18 protein-coding genes and 4 pseudogenes are annotated in these 18,786 nt (G+C 32.6%); 11 read left to right on the top strand and 11 right to left on the bottom strand.

Annotated features, from left to right (window positions below; genetic code table 11):
- Positions 1 to 64: 64 nt before the first annotated feature.
- Positions 65 to 622 (top strand): annotated as a pseudogene (locus BLS38_RS13365) (DDE-type integrase/transposase/recombinase); the annotation flags it as partial.
- 98 nt (positions 623 to 720) lie between these two features.
- Here BLS38_RS13365 and BLS38_RS11520 read toward each other — a convergent pair.
- From BLS38_RS11520 to BLS38_RS13360, 3 genes are all read right to left on the bottom strand, one after another.
- Entirely contained in the window at positions 721 to 1,104 is a 384-nt protein-coding gene (locus BLS38_RS11520; protein ID WP_092749737.1) for a hypothetical protein, read from the bottom strand.
- A complete protein-coding gene (locus BLS38_RS11515; RefSeq protein ID WP_092749735.1) occupies positions 1,101 to 1,757 on the bottom strand; it encodes an AAA family ATPase in 657 nt (218 codons plus the stop codon). The genes BLS38_RS11520 and BLS38_RS11515 overlap by 4 nt, the downstream gene beginning before the upstream one ends.
- 234 nt (positions 1,758 to 1,991) lie before the next feature.
- Positions 1,992 to 2,231 (bottom strand): hypothetical protein, encoded by a 240-nt coding sequence (locus BLS38_RS13360; protein WP_425283484.1) that lies wholly within the window; start codon positions 2,229 to 2,231, stop codon positions 1,992 to 1,994.
- A 69-nt stretch (positions 2,232 to 2,300) separates the two neighbouring features.
- Here BLS38_RS13360 and BLS38_RS13080 point away from each other — a divergent pair, with 69 nt between their 5' ends.
- The 4 genes and pseudogenes from BLS38_RS13080 (at position 2,301) to BLS38_RS11500 (ending at position 4,191) form a co-directional block, all read left to right on the top strand.
- Entirely contained in the window at positions 2,301 to 2,498 is a 198-nt protein-coding gene (locus BLS38_RS13080) for a transposase (protein ID WP_213030519.1), read from the top strand.
- A 352-nt stretch (positions 2,499 to 2,850) separates the two neighbouring features.
- Positions 2,851 to 3,483, top strand: a complete 633-nt coding sequence (locus tag BLS38_RS13075; protein WP_280137758.1) for an IS3 family transposase — start codon at positions 2,851 to 2,853, stop codon at positions 3,481 to 3,483.
- 202 nt (positions 3,484 to 3,685) lie between these two features.
- Positions 3,686 to 3,862: pseudogene (locus BLS38_RS13225) on the top strand (type II toxin-antitoxin system HicA family toxin); the annotation flags it as partial.
- Positions 3,859 to 4,191, top strand: a complete 333-nt coding sequence (locus BLS38_RS11500) for a type II toxin-antitoxin system HicB family antitoxin (RefSeq protein ID WP_092749733.1) — start codon at positions 3,859 to 3,861, stop codon at positions 4,189 to 4,191. The pseudogene BLS38_RS13225 and the gene BLS38_RS11500, both read left to right, overlap by 4 nt.
- 226 nt (positions 4,192 to 4,417) lie before the next feature.
- On the opposite strand, the gene BLS38_RS11495 is transcribed toward BLS38_RS11500, so the two are convergent.
- Positions 4,418 to 5,662, bottom strand: a complete 1,245-nt coding sequence (locus BLS38_RS11495) for a pectate lyase family protein (RefSeq protein WP_092749731.1) — start codon at positions 5,660 to 5,662, stop codon at positions 4,418 to 4,420.
- 564 nt (positions 5,663 to 6,226) lie between these two features.
- Here BLS38_RS11495 and BLS38_RS11490 point away from each other — a divergent pair.
- A pseudogene (locus BLS38_RS11490) lies at positions 6,227 to 6,496 on the top strand (type II toxin-antitoxin system RelE/ParE family toxin); the annotation flags it as partial.
- Positions 6,497 to 6,778, top strand: coding sequence for an addiction module antidote protein (locus BLS38_RS11485; protein ID WP_092749729.1), 282 nt, complete (start codon positions 6,497 to 6,499; stop codon positions 6,776 to 6,778). It begins immediately after the preceding pseudogene.
- Between the two features lie 47 nt (positions 6,779 to 6,825).
- Here the strand turns inward: BLS38_RS11485 and BLS38_RS11480 are convergent, their stop codons facing one another.
- Both BLS38_RS11480 and BLS38_RS11475 read right to left on the bottom strand, forming a co-directional pair.
- Positions 6,826 to 8,133: an NAD(P)/FAD-dependent oxidoreductase gene (locus tag BLS38_RS11480; RefSeq protein WP_092749727.1), complete on the bottom strand. Its 1,308-nt coding sequence runs from the start codon at positions 8,131 to 8,133 to the stop codon at positions 6,826 to 6,828.
- A gap of 7 nt (positions 8,134 to 8,140) precedes the next feature.
- A complete protein-coding gene (locus BLS38_RS11475; protein ID WP_092749725.1) occupies positions 8,141 to 8,428 on the bottom strand; it encodes a YciI family protein in 288 nt (95 codons plus the stop codon).
- A gap of 239 nt (positions 8,429 to 8,667) precedes the next feature.
- Between BLS38_RS11475 and BLS38_RS11470 the strand changes: the two are divergent.
- The 4 genes and pseudogenes from BLS38_RS11470 to sbmA all read left to right on the top strand — a co-directional run.
- Positions 8,668 to 8,943: pseudogene (locus BLS38_RS11470) on the top strand (RepB family plasmid replication initiator protein); the annotation flags it as partial.
- A gap of 14 nt (positions 8,944 to 8,957) precedes the next feature.
- On the top strand, positions 8,958 to 9,509 hold the full coding sequence (locus BLS38_RS11465; RefSeq protein WP_092749721.1) for an ATP-binding cassette domain-containing protein: 552 nt from the start codon (positions 8,958 to 8,960) through the stop codon (positions 9,507 to 9,509).
- 266 nt (positions 9,510 to 9,775) lie between these two features.
- On the top strand, positions 9,776 to 12,487 hold the full coding sequence (locus BLS38_RS11460) for a TonB-dependent receptor domain-containing protein (protein WP_092749719.1): 2,712 nt from the start codon (positions 9,776 to 9,778) through the stop codon (positions 12,485 to 12,487).
- Between the two features lie 61 nt (positions 12,488 to 12,548).
- Positions 12,549 to 13,739: a peptide antibiotic transporter SbmA gene (gene sbmA / locus BLS38_RS11455; protein WP_092749717.1), complete on the top strand. Its 1,191-nt coding sequence runs from the start codon at positions 12,549 to 12,551 to the stop codon at positions 13,737 to 13,739.
- A 96-nt stretch (positions 13,740 to 13,835) separates the two neighbouring features.
- On the opposite strand, the gene BLS38_RS11450 is transcribed toward sbmA, so the two are convergent.
- The 5 genes from BLS38_RS11450 to BLS38_RS11430 all read right to left on the bottom strand — a co-directional run bounded on the left by BLS38_RS11450 (position 13,836) and on the right by BLS38_RS11430 (position 18,782).
- The gene (locus BLS38_RS11450; RefSeq protein WP_171258581.1) at positions 13,836 to 15,464 is read right to left on the bottom strand and encodes an ABC transporter ATP-binding protein; all 1,629 of its coding nucleotides are present in this window, start codon (positions 15,462 to 15,464) and stop codon (positions 13,836 to 13,838) included.
- A gap of 341 nt (positions 15,465 to 15,805) precedes the next feature.
- The gene (locus BLS38_RS13020) at positions 15,806 to 16,039 is read right to left on the bottom strand and encodes a hypothetical protein (protein WP_092749713.1); all 234 of its coding nucleotides are present in this window, start codon (positions 16,037 to 16,039) and stop codon (positions 15,806 to 15,808) included.
- 85 nt (positions 16,040 to 16,124) lie between these two features.
- Entirely contained in the window at positions 16,125 to 16,820 is a 696-nt protein-coding gene (locus tag BLS38_RS11440) for an alpha/beta fold hydrolase (RefSeq protein WP_092749711.1), read from the bottom strand.
- A gap of 93 nt (positions 16,821 to 16,913) precedes the next feature.
- Positions 16,914 to 18,239 carry an LLM class flavin-dependent oxidoreductase gene (locus tag BLS38_RS11435; protein WP_092749709.1) on the bottom strand — a complete coding sequence of 442 codons (1,326 nt, stop codon included), beginning with the start codon at positions 18,237 to 18,239 and terminating at the stop codon, positions 16,914 to 16,916.
- Positions 18,240 to 18,296: 57 nt separating this feature from the next.
- Positions 18,297 to 18,782: a flavin reductase gene (locus BLS38_RS11430; RefSeq protein WP_171258580.1), complete on the bottom strand. Its 486-nt coding sequence runs from the start codon at positions 18,780 to 18,782 to the stop codon at positions 18,297 to 18,299.
- Positions 18,783 to 18,786: the final 4 nt, after the last annotated feature.

The raw sequence follows: 18,786 nt of genomic DNA, 5'->3' as shown, positions 1-18,786 counted from the left end.
AAAACTTTAGTAACCTAATTGGTGGTTTAATAGATCTTCGTAAATATGCTACCCGACAGGATTTAAAAGCTGTGGACCTAATCGTGTGCTGAAGATCATGGAAAACAATAGCATTACCGATGTTCGAGGATATAAAAAGCATAAGAATATGGTCGTGGTCGTCCTCAGATTGTGCCACCTAACAATTTAAATCGAGAGTTTGTTGTAAACACACCTGATATCTTGTGGGTAACTGATATTATCTACATCCTCACTTGGCAAGGCTGGTTATATTTGGCTGTAGTTCTTTATTTATATTCGAGAAAAATAATCATCGGCTGGTCAATAAAACCAACTCTTGCCAAGGGTATTTTTGGATGCAATTTTGATGGAGGTATGGCGACGCAGACTCTCTGAGCCTGTGATCATACACTCAGACCAAAGCTCACAATACAGAAGCGGAGACTGGCAGAAACTCTGTCAGAAGCATAATTTGGTTACAAGTATGAGTCGTCGCGAAACTGCTGGGACAATGCCCTAGAAAGAAAGAGTTAAAAAGAGAATCTATAAAACTCGAGAAATAGTACTTACAGATGTGTTTGATTATATCGAAATATTTTACAATCGAATCAGGCGTCATTAGCATATCGATGGAATAACTCCAGAATCCTTAGAAGCAGCTTCAAAATGAGGCTATCTCGTGTCTAGAATACTGGGAGCAGTCCACATTTTGGTTTGTACTCAGTCTTTAACATCTAAACCCATTTTTTTTAATTTTGTTTCTGTATATTTATCAATTGCCTCTATATACATGGTGGTTTTGTTGATTTTTTTGCCTAAAATACGATTCTTTTTGTCGTGCTGTAAAATATAGTCTAGTCTCAACAATAGCTCTAAAGGCATATTCATAGAAACTTTTTCTGTTAGAGTTTTTAACTCATCTCCAGTGAGATTAATACCCTCTCTCCATGGCTTTTGAACAATATTAGCTTTAGGATTTGTTTGTTCTTCAGCTACTGTATGCAATGGGGCATCATTAATTATTTTTTTCTGTATATCTTCAGCATCTGCTAAATCAGTATTATTTTGCACAATTTTATTTCTGCTAGGCAAAGTTCCTCTCATTTGACTACCTCATTAAATAGTTGCATAAATTCATTTTTAGCAATATCTATGTATTTTTTCTCTCGATGGTTTTCAGGCTCGAACTCTGTCAGACCAAGCCCAGCATCAAATGCTCGTCCATACCATGCACGATCGCCAATTGTTACACCAACAGACTCTATATTTGGTTCATCAACTATGCTTTGGATTGCACGTTCAATTTCAGGTTTAGATCCAACATGAGGTGTACAAGTTATAACACCTAAAACTCGCGCTTTTTTCTTTCTTGTTTGATTAATTAGACCAATTAAATCTACAGTTTTCCAAAACCCTGAAACGTTGCTATTCGCACCCACTCTAAGCGGAACTAGAATAACGTCTGCTACAGCCATAGATGCCCTTAACTCTGAATTATCATATCCCCCTGCATCTATAACCATGTGATCATATTCTCGTCCTGACTTTTCAAGTTCTTCTTGTATGTCTCCAGATAAATAATAGAATCTACCTTGAATCTCGGTTCTATTCTCACTCCATACTTCAGATGCAGATTTATTAGCACTATCTAAGTCAACACCTATGACAGCATGTTGCTTTGCTAACTCTGCTAGAAGTGATGTTGCTATAGATGTTTTTCCAACACCACCTTTTGCATTTGCTATTAATATAATCATATTTTTCACTTTATTAGTAAATAACAACCTTATTCTATACAAGTTCGTATAATTAAACAAATACACAAGTAAAAATACATACTCACATATGGTAATACATATTATTTATATAATATTTACTATAGGTTAAATTATTAATTTAATATAATTTATATACAAAATTACCCAATTATTTAATGTTATTTTTTATATAAATTATAATCCTTTGGTTCTTTTATTAATCTCTATTCAATTTCATAATATTCCTCTCCAATCTTTGAATTTTACTTGAAAATGCTGGGTATATGCGAGTTTTTTCGCAAAAAAACTAATTTGCTTATCTGTTATTTTAGTAAATAAATCTAATGTATCTGGACCTCTATTTGTAGAAACATTTTTTATTTTTTGGGTCTTTTGCTCCTTAAAAAAGAAGTTGAGGCCAGATATGCGTCTACCATATTTAACCTGTTCATATTTTACAATTAGGTCTGATATTTCTGTAATGGTCTAATGAAATCAGACAGTGAGATAGAGATATAATTTCACTGAAATGAGGATTTCAATGTGACCAAAACCAAACGTAAATTTAATGCAAATTATAAACTACATATTTGTGAGCTAATTCGAAAGCAAGGACCCACAATAACCCAAGTTTGTATCGATAACAGCTTAGGACAAAGCACGGTCCATCTTTGGCTTAACCAATATGATGCTGAACTCCAAGGCAAGGCTGGTATTGGATTGCCTATTACGCCTGACTAAAAACGTATTCGTGAACTTGAATTAGAAAATAAACGTCTGGGGGTGACGTCGATATTCTAAAAAAGGCTATGACTTGCTTCATCAAGCCAACAGCATAGATGAAGCCAAGTTAATGTAACAGTGTGACAAACACTCACTTCAGCGCGTATGCAGGCTTTTAAAGCTCAATCGCTCAAGTCTTTATCATCACAAACAAATAATAAAGCCTGTGAAAGCATCAGATGCTCATCAGACTTTGGTTGAGCGTATCTGTCGCCTTTTCAAACTGAGTGGTAAGAATTATGGTAGTCGTCGGATACAACATGCGTTGCTTGTTGAGGGGATTTGTGTCGGTTAATATAAAGTCCGTCAGATTATGCGACAACAAGGCTTAGTAACCACTTGGCGACGTAGATTTATCAAAATCAACCACTCTAAACACAACATGACAGTTGTTGAAAATGTATTGAATCAAGAATTTAATTCCACGACTGAAAATCAGGCTTGGGTGGCTGATATACCTTATATTTGGACGGCAAGCGGTTGGTTATATCTTGCAGCGGTCATGGATCTTTATTCACGTAAAATAGTGGGTTACAGCTTGTCGAATCGTATGACAGTAGATTTGGTATGTACAGCATTACAAATTGCCATTCATACATGCAAACCTTCGAAGGGTTTGATTATGAATACGGATAGAGGAAGCCAATACTGTTCACAGCCGTATCAGGATTTACTAGATCGGCATGGTATTCTCTGTAGTATGAGTCATAAAGGGCTATGTTATGACAATACAGTGATGAAACGTTTCTTCTTGAATCTAAAAATGGAGCGAGTATGGCAACAAAGTTATGCAAATCATCAAGAAGCAATTCAAGACATTAGCCATTACATCACGGTGTTTTACAATCAAATTCGGCTACATTCAACCTTAGGGTATTTATCGCCAAATAGCTTTGAGCGAAAAGTAAGTAAACTCTCTATAGTTGTGTCTGATTTTACTTGACCATTACATACAGTATTTTAACAAGATTAACATAATACTGACTATACGATATTGCAACTAATAATAGTTTCAATATCACCAAAAAGTAACTATTATGAGTTGCTGTAGTAGCAAGACTAGAAACTAGAATACGGGTAAAACGGAAAAGTTACTTGAAAAACTCACAAATTCAAAAAATACATTTTCGTATAAGGATTTAGTTGTTTTACTGAATCAGCTAGGCTATGAAAAGTTTGAAATGGCAGGCTCTCGTGTTCGTTTTTTCAATGATAAAACTAAACATATGATTTTACTGCACCGTCCACACCCTGAAAATGAAATCAAAGGTGGGGCATTGAAAGCTGTAAAACAAGCACTCAAGCAGGAGGGATTTTTATGAGTTATTTAAAATATAAGGGCTATCTCGGTACAATTGAACCTGATCTTGAAACAGGTAAACTATCTGGGAAACTTGCCTTTATGCGTGATCTTATTACCTATGAAGCAGAAACATTAAAAGCCCTTGAGCAAGCTTTTCAGGCGTCTGTAGACTGCTATTTAGAGTCATGTACTGAATTAGGCAAAGCCCCTGACCAACCTTTCAAAGGTACATTTAACGTTCGCATCAGCCCTGAAATGCATCGTAAGGCAGTTTTAGCATCAAGTAACTCGCTTAATGCTTTCGTAAGTGAAGCGATTCAAGAAAAACTAATACGTTTAGGTGCATAATTCCTTAAAAAATTAGCAAAAGTGGGAGCATTAGCTCCCATTTTTGTATTTCACATAATCAGTATTATGTTAATAATTTTTAAAAGATTTTAAACAAGGAAATGAATATTGACGGTTTGAATTAGTAGACATTCGAACACTATTTAACTCAAATCACTAAAATATTTTCTTGGATAAAAGCATACAAAATGGGTAGCTTATTGTAATTTTTTAAACAGGATTTGGCTTATTGGGGGCCTGCATTTTTAAGTACAAAGCTTTTAACTGAATCTACACTTATTGGTTTAGCCTTACCAATAAACTGTTTAATCTCTATATCGTATTTCATTGATAATGCATTGCTATTTAATTCAAAAGCATCACTTGGACTATAATTGGAGTAAATATTCGCCACACAGCTTCGACCAATTTTACTATTACAATAAGTATTTGCTTGAGCAATATTATCTGCATATGGTGCAAAAATTAAATCATTATCTGATTCTTTAAAAATTGGCTTAAAATTCCCCTTTAAGCTATTTATATTATCGAAATCATTTGCTTCAACAAAGGCTAAAACTTTATTATTTGTTCTAACGCCCATGTAATAATTTGATTGATACAGATTATTTAAAATATGTACCAAACCAAGTCCTGAAACTGAATTTGATTGCCCTAACTCTGGTGCTCGACCTGATGTATTATGTATCCAGTTTTGTTTTAAAGTAATAGTTTGATTAGCTCCTAAAAATAAGAAATTCCAGTAATGTCGATTATCACAATAATGTCCATAACCTGTTTTTCCATCAAAATTATTATTACTAATCACAACATTTCGTGCAGATCCCCACCCTGTCACCACAAATTGACGACCAATTCTTGCGATATAATTATGGTCTATGAGTATATTTGATGAATTATCAACAGTAATTGCATCCCCCCCCCAAATCACTTGTTCATTAATATCTGTAATATTTATATTTTTAATAGTGATATTCTTGACACCTCGCAATAAGAGTCCTGTTCCTTTTATACCAGAATATTTACCTATCCCAATAATAGTTTTATTGGATCCAATCAAAAGAGGCTTTTGTCCTGCGATATTAGTATTTATATTAAATAATGATTTACCCTTACAGTAATACTGCACATCTAGGATTTGTTCCTGGCCTTGAGTATCTGCACATTGATTATTTGAATATACACAACCTTTTTTAAAGGATTTCCCATCTGCATTGGTAAAGTCAATAACACCATTAATTTTAATAGTTTTTGGTGTGTTGTCGGTACAAGTTTGAGATGTATTAGACATCCCTGAACACAATGCTTGTTGTAGTTGTTGTTTTGCATTGTTACTAGATGAATTAATTATAATAACATTATCTTCATATAGTGAAGCTTTTGAACCACATGCAGTAACGAGAAAAATAAATGAAATAGTTGCTTTTCTTTTATTATATTTTGTTGACCAATTAATTATAGGACAATACATTATTTCACTACACTAAATAAGATTTCTTAGTTTAAAAAAGAATCTATACAAGCACTTGCTAAAACTTTTTTTTAGAAGAGTTTTAGCAAGATACCTACATGTGGCTAATTGATAGTAGCTCCAAAAAAAATTAATTTTATTAGCTATATCTAGTGGTTATTTATGTATTTTTAGATGTTTTAAGTCTTCTTTATGAACATCTTTCTCATGAGTATAACTTTCTTTCGCACTTACATTCATTGAAAAAAAATACAGCAAGAAGCTAATGTTAATAAAATAGGTTTCTTAAAAATCATGGTATTCAAATTTACTTAGGTAATTTACTTAATTTAATATTTAAAATATATTTACACTATGAGTAGTTAGTTTTTTTATGTTAACGCTAATTGAATATTTACGAGACTACCTAGACAGATATAATAATATTAGCTTTTAACTAGGATTCGTGTTAATTAATACAAAATCATGATATTTATCTATCCATTTAACATAATGACTTGTTATACGAAATTTGACGTTATTTTTAAAATAAAAGTAAATCTCTTGTTTATCTGTATCTTCTAGGACACATTTGATAAATTAAAAGACCAACAAGCAAAAAGACGAATACAAATCAGGATTGACCGAGTTGAAGATGGAAATTTCGGAGATACTGAACCTGTTGTTGAAGGTGTTTCCGAGTTAAGTTTCTTTTTTGAACCTGGTTATAGAGTTTATTACTGCAAACAAGGGCAAAAAATCATTGTTTTATTGGCTGGTGGAGATAAATCCACTCAAAGTAAAGACATAAAACTTGCTCTTCAATTAGCAAAAGAATTAGAGGAGGAGTTCTAAATGGCTCTTAAAATTCGTAAATGGGATAGTGCTGAACACCTTAAAACAGAAGATGATATGCAAGCTTATTTACAAGCTTGTATTGAAGAGTCTAATGGAGATGCTGCATTTATTGCAAAAGCATTAGGTAATATTGCAAAAGCTAAAGGTATGTCTCAATTATCAAAGGATACAGGACTAGGTAGAGAGAGTCTTTATAAGGCCCTTTCAGGCGATGTAACCCCAAGCTTCGATACAGTAATTAAAGTAGTTAAAGCTTTAAACTTGCGTTTAGCAATTTGACAATAGAGCTTCGTGCTCCATTTTTTATTTCACATATCAGTATTATGTTAAGTGGACTTAATTTTTTCAGCTGCTTCACAACCACTTAGGTATGCGCCATGAACAGTACCAGCATATTTAAAGCTACAATGTTCGCCAGCGAAGAAAAGAATTTCTTTAATTGGTTTATGTAATATCTTAATCAAATCATCATTATGATTTAGTGATGGAAAACTAAAAGAACCGTAGCTATAAGGATCTGCTCCCCAACGTGTAACTATTATTTTTTTTGGCTTATCAGAAATCCCATCAAATTGTTTTTGTAAGCCATTAAAAATAAAATCAGATACTTCTCTATCTGTCGAGCTGTCTATAAAGTTTGATTTATCTCCACCAAATAACATTAAATAAGTTGGCTTTTGATACATTTTAGATAAATCTAAAATGTTAAAACAGTCGGTATCTTCCCAGTAAAAACTGCTTATATTCTTTTCTAAAGTTTTTAAACCCAATTGAATCGACTGGTCTAATTCAAAAAAAACTTTATTAAAAGATCCAAATCCAATTGATTGAATGGAATGAATATATTCATTAGGTAATGGTGGGTAAAACTCAATATTATTTCTCTTTAAAACACCAAGTGGTACAGTAACTACTACATGAGAACCCATATAGATATTCTCACTGCAATCTATAACTTTAATATAATCATCATCGTAAATGATTTTTTTAACATCTATATTTAATTTTATATTTATATCTTTTGAAATACATTCAATAACTTGATAGTACCCTTTTGGAAATATAACCTCATCACCTTGAAAGTATCCTTCATAGTTTTGATACTTTGAAGAAAGTAAATCTAGCTCTGTAGCAAATGGATCATTTGCTATCCTCTCAAAAAAACTCAATAATAATTTTTTAAGATAGTCTTCTGAAAATGTATTTCCCATATAAGATAAAGAAAATATTATTTCTTTAATGGCATCAAGAGCCGATGTTTTTTTTGTTTGATACAGTAGTTTTTCTATTTTCTCTACATATGATTCAAACTCTTGTACTTCTTTTTCTGAAAATAACTTTCCATTTTTATGGAAATAATGTGAATTACCATAATTAAGAGTAGTAGTTTCGATATTGTTTTCCTGAGTAATGGACCATATGGGATTATTATCAATCCCATGAATCCAAGATGCGCCTAAATCAAAAATATCCGAATCAATTTTTCTAGAATTTATGCGCCCACCTATACTAGATTTAGCCTCTAATATAATAACTTTCCTACCATTTTCTTGTAGTTTTCTAGCACATGCCACTCCAGCAATCCCTGCTCCAATAATAAAAACTGGCAAAGTACTATCGATGTTATTTTGCATAAATTTCCTATTTACATAAAAATTTTAGTTCTTCAGATGATTTAGTTGGAAGAAATTCTGTTATTTCATAATCTGCCACGTTTTGAATTTTAAAAGGATCATCACGTAAGATTTCATCCAACTTACTGCGATTATCTATATTTGCTAGAATAATTCCACCTGTGCGAGGAATCTTCCCACCTGATACAATAAATATTCCTTTTTTGTAATTATGATCTAAATATTTGCGATGATCTTTTAAATGCTTGTCAACTTCAGACAGTGTTACTTTATAAGTTAAAGACACAATAAACATTATATTTTCTCCTATACCCAAAAGATAGATTGTATTAACCACCAATACCTTTGTTCTAAAAATACTAAAAATATTCTTAAAAATAAAATTTAAAAAAAAGAAAAATAGGCTTTTAATGTTTTTAATAATCTTTTAATGCTTTTAAGAGAGCTGAAACGACCACATAGCATACGTTTCAGAAAGCATTCCCCACCAATACCTTTGCTTTATACACCATAATATATTATGGTGTTTTAATAATGAAAAATGAAATGGTTGTCAAAGACAATGCGCTAATTAATGTGAGTTATAATCTAGAGACAACGGAGCAACGGTTAATATTACTCTCAATTATTCGAGCAAGAGAAACAGGCGAAGGTATTACAGCAGAGAGTAAATTGGAGATCCATGCGAGTGATTATGCAAAGCGGTTTAATGTTACTAAAGAAGCATCTTATTACTCACTTAAAAGTGCAGTTAATAACTTATTCAATAGACAGTTTAGTTATAACCAACAATATAAAGACACAAAAAAAATAGAAAATATGCAATTATTGGTGAAAGTGGTATAGGAAAAACTACTTTAATTAATCACCTACTAGGACTAGAAAAAGTAGAACAAGGAAAGCTTTTCTATAAAAATATAGAGATAACTGAGAAATTTTCCAAAAATATTTTTAAGGAAATTGCTTTTGTAGGGCAAAAAAATACATTATTTAATGGTACTTTAAGGGATAATTTAATCTATAACACAAACTATGTGTATACGGATGAAGATCTTATTTTCTACATAAAAGAGCTTTTTTTAGAAAGTACTTTGAATAACTACAATATAGATCTAAATACTCAAATTGATGAAATCTATAAAAAGTTTTCCGGAGGAGAATGTCAAAGATTGAACATGATTAGAGCATTACTTAGAAAACCAACTCTTTTAATTTTAGATGAACCGACTTCGGCATTGGATGAGCAAACTGCTAAAAAGATGTTAGATTTTATAAATTCACATGTTAGCTCTATAATTTTAGTCACTCATGCGAAATATTGTATTGAATGGGTAGATGAAATTATTGATTTAAATAATTTATTAACTAGTGAGTGATATTCTTTTTAAGAAATTATATTTTTTGTAGTACACAGTTATTTACCGGAGGATTACCGAGCAACTACAATATCCTTCGCAGTAATTTTTTGTTGAAGTTCATCAATCATGTTCCAATTTTTTCTTATTGGATCATATTCTTAGTATAGAGCTTGAAATAGAACGACTATTTATATTTATATATTATAACTATCTTGATTTTATTTATTAAATAACTCTATTTTTTATTGCTACATTGTGTTTTTTATAAAGCTTAATGTATAGAAATGAAAATATTTTTGTTAAAAAAAAGAACTGATATATACGGTTACACTGCGTCTGTTTTACTTTTATTCGCTTTAGTTCCTCAAAATACTTACGCAGAAGAAAGCAAAAATAAAGACACAAATGTCACTTATGTCACTGTTACTGGTTCAAGAATTTCAAAAGCCGAAAAAGATGGGGTAAGTCCTGTAACAGTGATTAAGGCCTCTGATATTGAGAACCAAGGCTTCAGTAATGCATATGAAGCACTGAATAATTTATCTCAAAATACTGGCGTGACAACAGGTTCAGATGCAGGTAATACATATACTCCAACTGCAAATACGATTAGCTTAAAAGGCCTTGGCCCAAATCATACCCTTGTTTTAGTAAATGGACATCGGATCGCAGATTATCCAACTGCGTATGATGGTGCTGTAAATTTTGTCAATTTAGCCAATATTCCTTCAGCAATTATTGATCGTATAGAAATATTAAGTAGTGGTGCATCTGCAATTTATGGGTCTGATGCAATTGCTGGGGTTGTCAATATTATTCTAAAAAAGACGACAGATGGAACGCAAGTAAACTTTAAGGCAGGAAGTACAATTCGTGCTGGAGAAAATGGTCGATTCCAGCTCACTGGGAGTAAAGATTGGAATGAAAAATTTAATACAGTATATGCTGTAGAAATTAGTGGCAGAGAACCTATTTGGGCAAGTGACAGACCATTTATGGCAGATGCCTCGGCTTTGGGAGAGAATAAGCGAAACATTGCTGGCAGAAAAAATGCCACAACAGGAAAATATATTTCTATGGGGGGGTGCAATGGGTTGTCAGGTTTGTTTAATGGTAGTGTTACAAGTTACGGTAAAAGTATAGATAACTGTGCAACAGGTTTAGCACAACCCTCTTATTGGACAATCCAAACAAAGAACCGAAGTCAAAATTTATATGTAGCAAATAATTATGATTTTAATCAAAATTTAGAATTTTATGCAGATGGTTTGGTTGGGCTGAGTCAGTTAGAAAATAATACACGTGGGCCAGCTTGGACTTCTTTAGCAAGTGAAAAAAGTTATTTCTATAATAAAAATTCAGGATTATATGAAACATGGAGTAGAAGAATAGCACCTGAAGAAATAGGTGGACGAAATGCAATTAATAGTAAATGGAATGATATCTCAGCAAATATTAATTTGGGGCTAAGAGGAACAATAGAAGATACTAGCTGGAAGTATGAAGCAGGATATACAGGTTCTATTTATACAAGTGAGATCAAAAGAAAAGGTCGTTTATTGAGGAATGTTGATACTTATTTTTTGGGTCCAGAGTTAGGGAGAGATTCGAATAATATTCCAATTTATGCACCTGATACTTCTAAATTAAACACACCCCTGACAGTAAGTGATTTTGAGAGTATATCAGGATCGACAACTGAAAAAGATAAATCTTGGTCACAGACATTAAGTTTTAGTGCCACAGGAGATATATTTAAATTGCCTGCAGGAAATGCAAAACTTGCATTAATTGCTGAGTTAGGTAGACAGGGCTTTACTATAAAACCTGATGCAACATTGAATTCAAACACTTTCTATAATACCAGTGCACAAACCCAATACGGTGGAATTAGAGATAGGCAAGCTTTGGGGGGAGAGCTATATTTGCCACTATTAAAAAGTTTAAGTGGTACAGTTTCTGGTCGCTATGATAGATATACTGTTGCTGATAATTCAATCAGTAAGTTTACATTTGGTTCAGGATTAGAGTTTAGACCAGTATCTACGCTATTACTTAGAACAAATTATGCTACAAGCTTTAGAGCTCCAGATATGAACTATGTTTTTTTGCAAAAGCAAAGAGGCTATTATTCATCAACGACAGATTATTTAAGATGTGAGCAAAGTGGACAACCATTGAGTAAGTGTGATTATGCGAATGCCTCTCCAGGTGCAAATTATACCTTAACAGGAAATCCGACACTTAAGCCAGAAAATGGTTCATCTTATGGCGCAGGTATTGTATGGTCACCTAAAAAAACAGTTGATCTGTCTTTAGACTATTGGAATGTGAAAATAACTAATCTAGTCACTAACCTAAGTGCAGATAAACTCTTAAAAAATGAAGCAGATTGTCAAGCGGGGCGTAGTGATATTTCCTCTGCACAATGTCAGGATGCTATTTCAAGAATTCAAAGAAACCCATCGAATGCTCTTGTTAACCCAGGAGCAATTAATAATATTAATGTACAGCCTATTAATGCGGCCAGTACACAAGTGAGTGGTATTGATTTAACCACAAAATGGCGATTTGGAAATGCTGATTTCGGCCAATTTATTTGGGCCGTTAATTATAGCTATGTCTTAAGTAATAAATATAAACAATCTAGTAGTGATGACTTTACTAACTCCCTTAAAGATATGACAAACACAGACTGGAGAGATCGTTTTAATACCAGTTTAACTTGGAGTAAAGATAAGTTTACTTCTACAGTCTTAGTCAATCGATTTGGGAAAATACCAAATGGTGATGGGAGCTCATATTTAAAACCGACATTTACAGTGAATTTGAGCGCAGGATATAAAGTATCTGACAACCTTTCGGCATCTATTATTGTAAATAATCTTTTCAATGAAATTAAGAGAGATGACACAGCAGGTTGGCCATATTATCCGGTTAGTAATTATTCAGCTTATGGTCGTCAGGCATGGCTAGAAGTAAATTATAAATTTTAAAAAGTCATCTAGTAACAGCTTTATCTCCTATAAAAAGATAAAGCTGTTAGGAAGTTAGGATATGTTTAAGTCGTTTTTTCCTTCACCTGTATTATTCTTTTTCTCAATATTTGCTTGGATTTCATGTGGTACTGCACTTTGGTATTTGGGAGGTAAAGATTGGGGGGTATTTATTGGTTTCCCGAAAAGTTATACAGAACAAACTTTACCTATTGGAGTAAGCAAGTTTATTAGTTTGTCCTACATATGGGTATATATTTGGTTCAGTATATTTTTTAGTATATTTTTTATTTTTTGGAAGATAAAAGAAAATCATAAATGGCAGTCTTGGTCTATTTGTGGATCTGCTTTTATTCTCTTTAATATTTGGTTTAGTGTACAGGTGAGTATAAGCATCAATGAATGGTATGGACCATTTTGGAACTTAATACAAAAAATGCTTTCAAACAAAGGTGGAGAAATTTATGAATTGTACCAAGGGATTAGTATATTTTTATATATAGCAATGGTTGCCGTAACTGTAAATGTAATTAATTCATTTTTTGTTAGTCATTATATATTTCGCTGGAGAACAGCGATGACTGAATACTATACAGAAAACTGGAATCATTTGAGGTCTGTAGAGGGGGCATCTCAGCGAGTACAAGAAGATACCATGCGTTTTGCGACAATTATGGAAGATTTAGGCGTAACTTTAGTTAAATCACTCATGACATTGATAGCATTTCTTCCTCTACTGATTGAGCTCTCTAAAAGTGTACCATCGCTTCCTTTAATTGGTGAAATTTCTCACTCCTTGGTATGGGCAACGGTTTCTTGGTCTATCTTTGGAACAGTACTTTTAATGTTAACAGGAATAAAACTACCTGGGCTTGAATTCAAAAATCAAAAAGTTGAAGCGGCTTATCGTAAAGAATTAGTGTATGGAGAGGATAGTGAAAGCTATGCAAAACCATTAACTTTGGCTGAATTATTTAGTCGATTAAGGTTTAACTACTTTAAACTTTACTTTCACTATGCTTATTTCAATTTGGTTAGTTCTTGGTATATTCAATTAGATATTATTTTCAATTTAATTATCCTTTTTCCTGCAATTGCAGCTGGCACAATGACTCTTGGACTAATTAATCAAATTAGAAATGTTTTTGATAAAGTAACGACGGCTTTTCAATATTTGATTAACTCATGGAAAACAATTATTGAGCTTTTATCCATTAGAAAACGCCTAAAAGAATTCGAATCTATTTTATGATGTATGTATAGTGAAACCATCTAATTAATTTTTCAGTCAAAACAAGCTGACTGTAAGCAATTGGCCTTGATATAGTACACAAATCGCATTCAGTTTTTATTTTGTATACATATTGGCTTGTAAGTTCCACAAGTCTTTAAAGAGACCATCGACAGTTTTTAATTTGTTAGGAGTATCATCTTGTACTAATTTCCCCTGATCAAAGACTAAAACTCGATCTGTATTATTAACAGAGCCTAAACGATGTGTAACCATAAAAGTTAGTTTGTTCTCTGAAATATTTTTAAACTCGCTATACAATTCAACTTCTGCTTTAGGGTCAATTGCTGATGTTGGTTCATCTAAAATAACCAAAGAACCTTTTGTATGAAAGCAACGTAATATAGCTAGTTTTTGCCACTGCCCACCTGATAATTCAATTCCTCCATATGATTTACCTATCATCGTATTCGCATTTACATCATTAGGTAAACCAATTTTATGGCTGTAATTGAAACCTAAGTTATCATTAGTATTAAAAGTGATATTTTCATGAATAGTTAAGTTGAATTTAAAAAAGTCTTGTAAAACAGCACCTATACAACTTCTTAAGTTTGCTATTTTATAATTTTTTATATTTTTATTATTTATAAGAATTTCTCCTTCAGTAACATCCCAAAATCTACATATTAAATGCATTAATGTCGATTTTCCTGCTCCATTATGCCCAACAATAGCTATTGATTCCCCTGATTTGGCCAAGAAAGATACTTTGTTAATTATATATTTTTCACTATTAGGATATTTAAAATAAACGTTTTTAAACTCAATAGATTCAATTACATATATTTCATCTGTGCCATCATTAATAGTATCTGAAGTATTTAAGAAATCAAAATATTTTTCGAAATAATCTAATACTTCATATAAAAGTGAGCTATGTTCAATAAACCCTTCTAGCCTATTATTAAGAAGTACGATTGATTGCAATAAAACAACTACTGATGATATTGTTATCAAAGCCGAAGTACTTTGTTTATAAACTGCATATAGTATGAACGATATAGATATAGCTGTTATAATTTGGAATGGAATTGGCTTAGCAAAAGTTTTTAATTGTGTATTCTTTAATTCCCGATAAACTTTATCAAAAGCAACACTATATTTTTGATAAATAAGACTATGAGCATTAAATAAATGAATATCTTTTTGTGCTTCTCTTGAAAAAGATAAAGATGTAAAGTATTCCATCAACCTAGAATTATGACTAGATTTCATCAATGCTTTCCAGCTAAAAGACGCTACGGAAAAGTTTATATAAGCTAAAGGAATTGATGAAACTAAAAGAGCAATAGGTATCCACCATTTTATATGGAATAAGATTATTGCTAATGATGTAATCGTAACTAGTTCTCTGATAACTATGACAGAATTAACTAAAAAGTTAGTTGGCCGAAATCTTGACTGGTTTTTTAAAATATTAATAGAATTTTGAAGATCAACGTCATCAAATGATTGCAATCCATTAAAAGTTGAATTTTTATAGATTATTTTTTTGATGATTTTATTTGTAACAAGTTGATTAATATGTGATTGAAGGTAGTTAACTAGAGGGCTTAGCAATGTTGGTAATAGCATACTTAATCCCCATATACCAATTATAAGAATAATTGAAGATTCAGTAGCTATATTATTCTCAAATAAACTTACTAGTTTTCCTGTAGAATAAATATTTAAAGCAGGCATCAAACCCATTAATAATAAAACAGAGAACATCCCAATATTATATTTAGGACATGCGCAAAAAACTTCTACTAGAGACTTATAAAGTAAATAAAACTTTTTCATATCAAATATTTTTTCAGTGCTAAAATAAATATAATTTTATTATTTAACCTAGGTCATGGGTGAAAATATAATTAAAAGAACAAGGTGGTTAGAACAATTTGGGGAAATTCAAACAGAATCCTAAAATCTAATCACCATGCAAGATATTACCACTTTATTTTGCATAGTTTAAATTTGAGTTAAAATTCTGCTTATTTTTAAGTCATACATGTCAATATTTTCTTAGTCTATAGCAAAACTTAGCGATTAGAATAACTATATCCGCAAAGCCTAGGCCCTAATTCCACTTTGTTTTTAGATTTAAAAATCAATGAGGCCTCTTTATTATTCTGCATTTTAGCTGAAAGATTTGGCTTTTGGCAGATATTTTTTAGGTGCTCATAAGATATTAAATACTGTTGATACGATTGTTTCTTTACTTCTAAATAATCATTTCGATATGCTAAAATTTGCTCACATTGCAGATATTTCATCATTCTCCAATCATTTTGATGATTATCTCAAATTTTTTATAACCTCATAGATAAATTCCTTTATGTGCCTGATCAATATATTTATTTATGTGGTGAATTTATAAATTAATGTAGCGAGTTCCCTCGGCATATTTATAAATGGTGAATGTCCACTGTCCAAACTAGCAACATTTTGGCAGTTGGCAGATGCCATAATATTTTGAAATCCTGGTGTAATTGCATGATCACGCATACATTTAATATAGTATTTAGGAATTATGAAAAAATCATTGCTTAAATGAACTTTAGCTGTGTAATGTTCAAGTGATTGAGGAGTAATTCTTTGAATACAGTAATTAAAATCTTCATCATTTAAATCATTATAAAATGATGGCTTGATAAAAGAACTATTTACTAATGCAACATTTAAATCTTCTTTAATTTCTAGACCGTATGGAACAACTCCATGATCCTTTAAGGCCATACTTAAACAAGATTCATTATTTTCTGGGATAAAGGCAGAAAGGTAAATAATACTTTTTATTTTCTCTGGAACTAACGAAGCTACCGCACTCGCATGAACGCCTCCCATGGAATGTGCAACAATAGTAACAGGTTCGTCTATATCTTTAATAAGTTGACATAGTTTTTCAATACTTTGTTCAAAAGACATTTCGATTGAATTATTATAATTGAGGTCAAAAAGTATAGGTGTTATCCCTAATTCTGTAAGGATTGGGGTGGTTTTAAACCAACACCAAGGACCATGCCATGCACCATGTATCAGTATAACTTTATTCATATTTTAATCCTCGAAATATATAAGAGTATCTTCTAATGATACCCAAATTAATTGTTATTGATTTGAGCATCATTGAATAATATTTAGTTAATACTAGGTATAACTAGTAACTCCTAAGTGCTCACGTAAGTGCGTACCTGTGTATTCTGTACGGAATAGACCACGACGTTGTAATTCAGGAATAACTAGCCTAACAAAATTTTCAACACCTGCTGGGAAATAAGGTGGTGAGACTAGAAAGCCATCACATGCCTCGTTTTCGAACCATTCTTGCATGACATCAGCAATAGTTGTTGGAGAACCAACAATTACAGGCTGTCCTGTTGACTCAGCAAAATGACGGGCTGTTTCTAAAATCGACTTATTACCTTTGCTTGCATATTCAACCATTAATTTTTGCATGGTTGTTCCTGCATTAGTTTTTGGCATTTCTGGCAAAGGGCCATTTAAATCATAGTCTCGAACATCTAAACCACCCGAATTTTGCATCATCCAACCAATCGCTAAATCTTCAGGAATTAGCGCTTTCATTTGCTCATGTAATGCATGTGCCTCTTCATCTGTTTCTGCTACGATTGGCATAATCCCTGGTAAGATTTTGATTTTATCTGGATCTCGACCAAATTCAGCAGTACGTTTACGCACATCTTCACGGAATTCACGACATGCTGAGTAGTTGGGTTGATGTGTAAAGATAGCATCGGCAGTACGTGCAGCTAATGTACGACCAATGATAGATGATCCTGCTTGAAAAATAGCAGGGCGCACTTGTGGGCTACGATCCATAGTGAGAGGACCACGGACTTTGAAGTACTTTCCTTCATGGTTTAAAAAGTTCATTTTTGTGACATCGAAATAAACCCCCTTTTCTTTATCACGGGTTAATGCGCCTTTTTCCCAACCTTCCCACAAACCAGAGACCACATCAAAAAATTCTCCAGCACGTTCATAACGATCGCCATGATCCATGTGGACATCTAAACCAAAATTTTGTGCTTCATTTTCATTAAATGAGGTTACAAGATTCCAGCCTGCACGACCATTACTAATAAAATCTAATGAGGAAAATCGACGAGCGATATTATACGGTTCATTAAATGAAGTGGTTGCTGTTGCAACGAGACCTAAATGCGTCGTTTCCCGAGCTAATGCAGGCAATAGCATTGATGGGTCAAAATGTAATGCACGTGGTGATGCACCACCATATGTATCACCTTTTAAAATATTATTGCTACGTGGCACTGCGGCTTGGTCTTCAAAGAAAATGGCATCCATTTTACCTTCCTCAGCCAGTTGAGCTGACTTAACATAGTGCTCAATTCCTAAGTCAATTTCAGGAATTGCATCTGGTAAGCGCCATGCACCAAAGTGAAATCCAGGGAAAAGAAACATGGCAAGGTTCATTTGTTTTTTAGACATTTAGACTATCCTTTTTATTAAACTATTTAAATTGAAATTAATATTTGAGGTATGTTGTTAGACTTCACAAAATTCACGGTTGTAGTAAACTAACGCAGCTTGTGTCACCTTGCCATATAGTATGTCTTCAACTTTACACAAGAGGATGTCATGTGTTTCAACACTCTTAAACTCAACAACAGTACAGTCGAATGAGACAATAGCCTCATTTAATACTGGAGATCCTGTTGATGACACACTCCATTCGACATTTTCAAAACGGCTCAGCATAGGATGTCTACCACTAAATTTTTTACATATCTCCATATTAGTTGCACCCAAGGTATTGATACAAACTACACCATTGGATTTAACAGATTGATAAGCAGAAGATTTTTTTTGTAAACAGACCAATAACATTGCAGGCGCGTCAGTTAGACTACACACGGCTGAAGCTGTAAAACCAGCGAGACCACCAATACCATCAGTCGTTACTACGTTAACTGCTGCACTTAAGCGTGCAACTGCAGTTCTAAAATCATCTTGGGTTATTTGTTTTGACATTGTT

This window comes from Acinetobacter boissieri (genome assembly GCF_900096955.1).
Taxonomy (GTDB): domain Bacteria; phylum Pseudomonadota; class Gammaproteobacteria; order Pseudomonadales; family Moraxellaceae; genus Acinetobacter; species Acinetobacter boissieri.
This window is presented reverse-complemented; position numbering and strand designations above follow the sequence as displayed.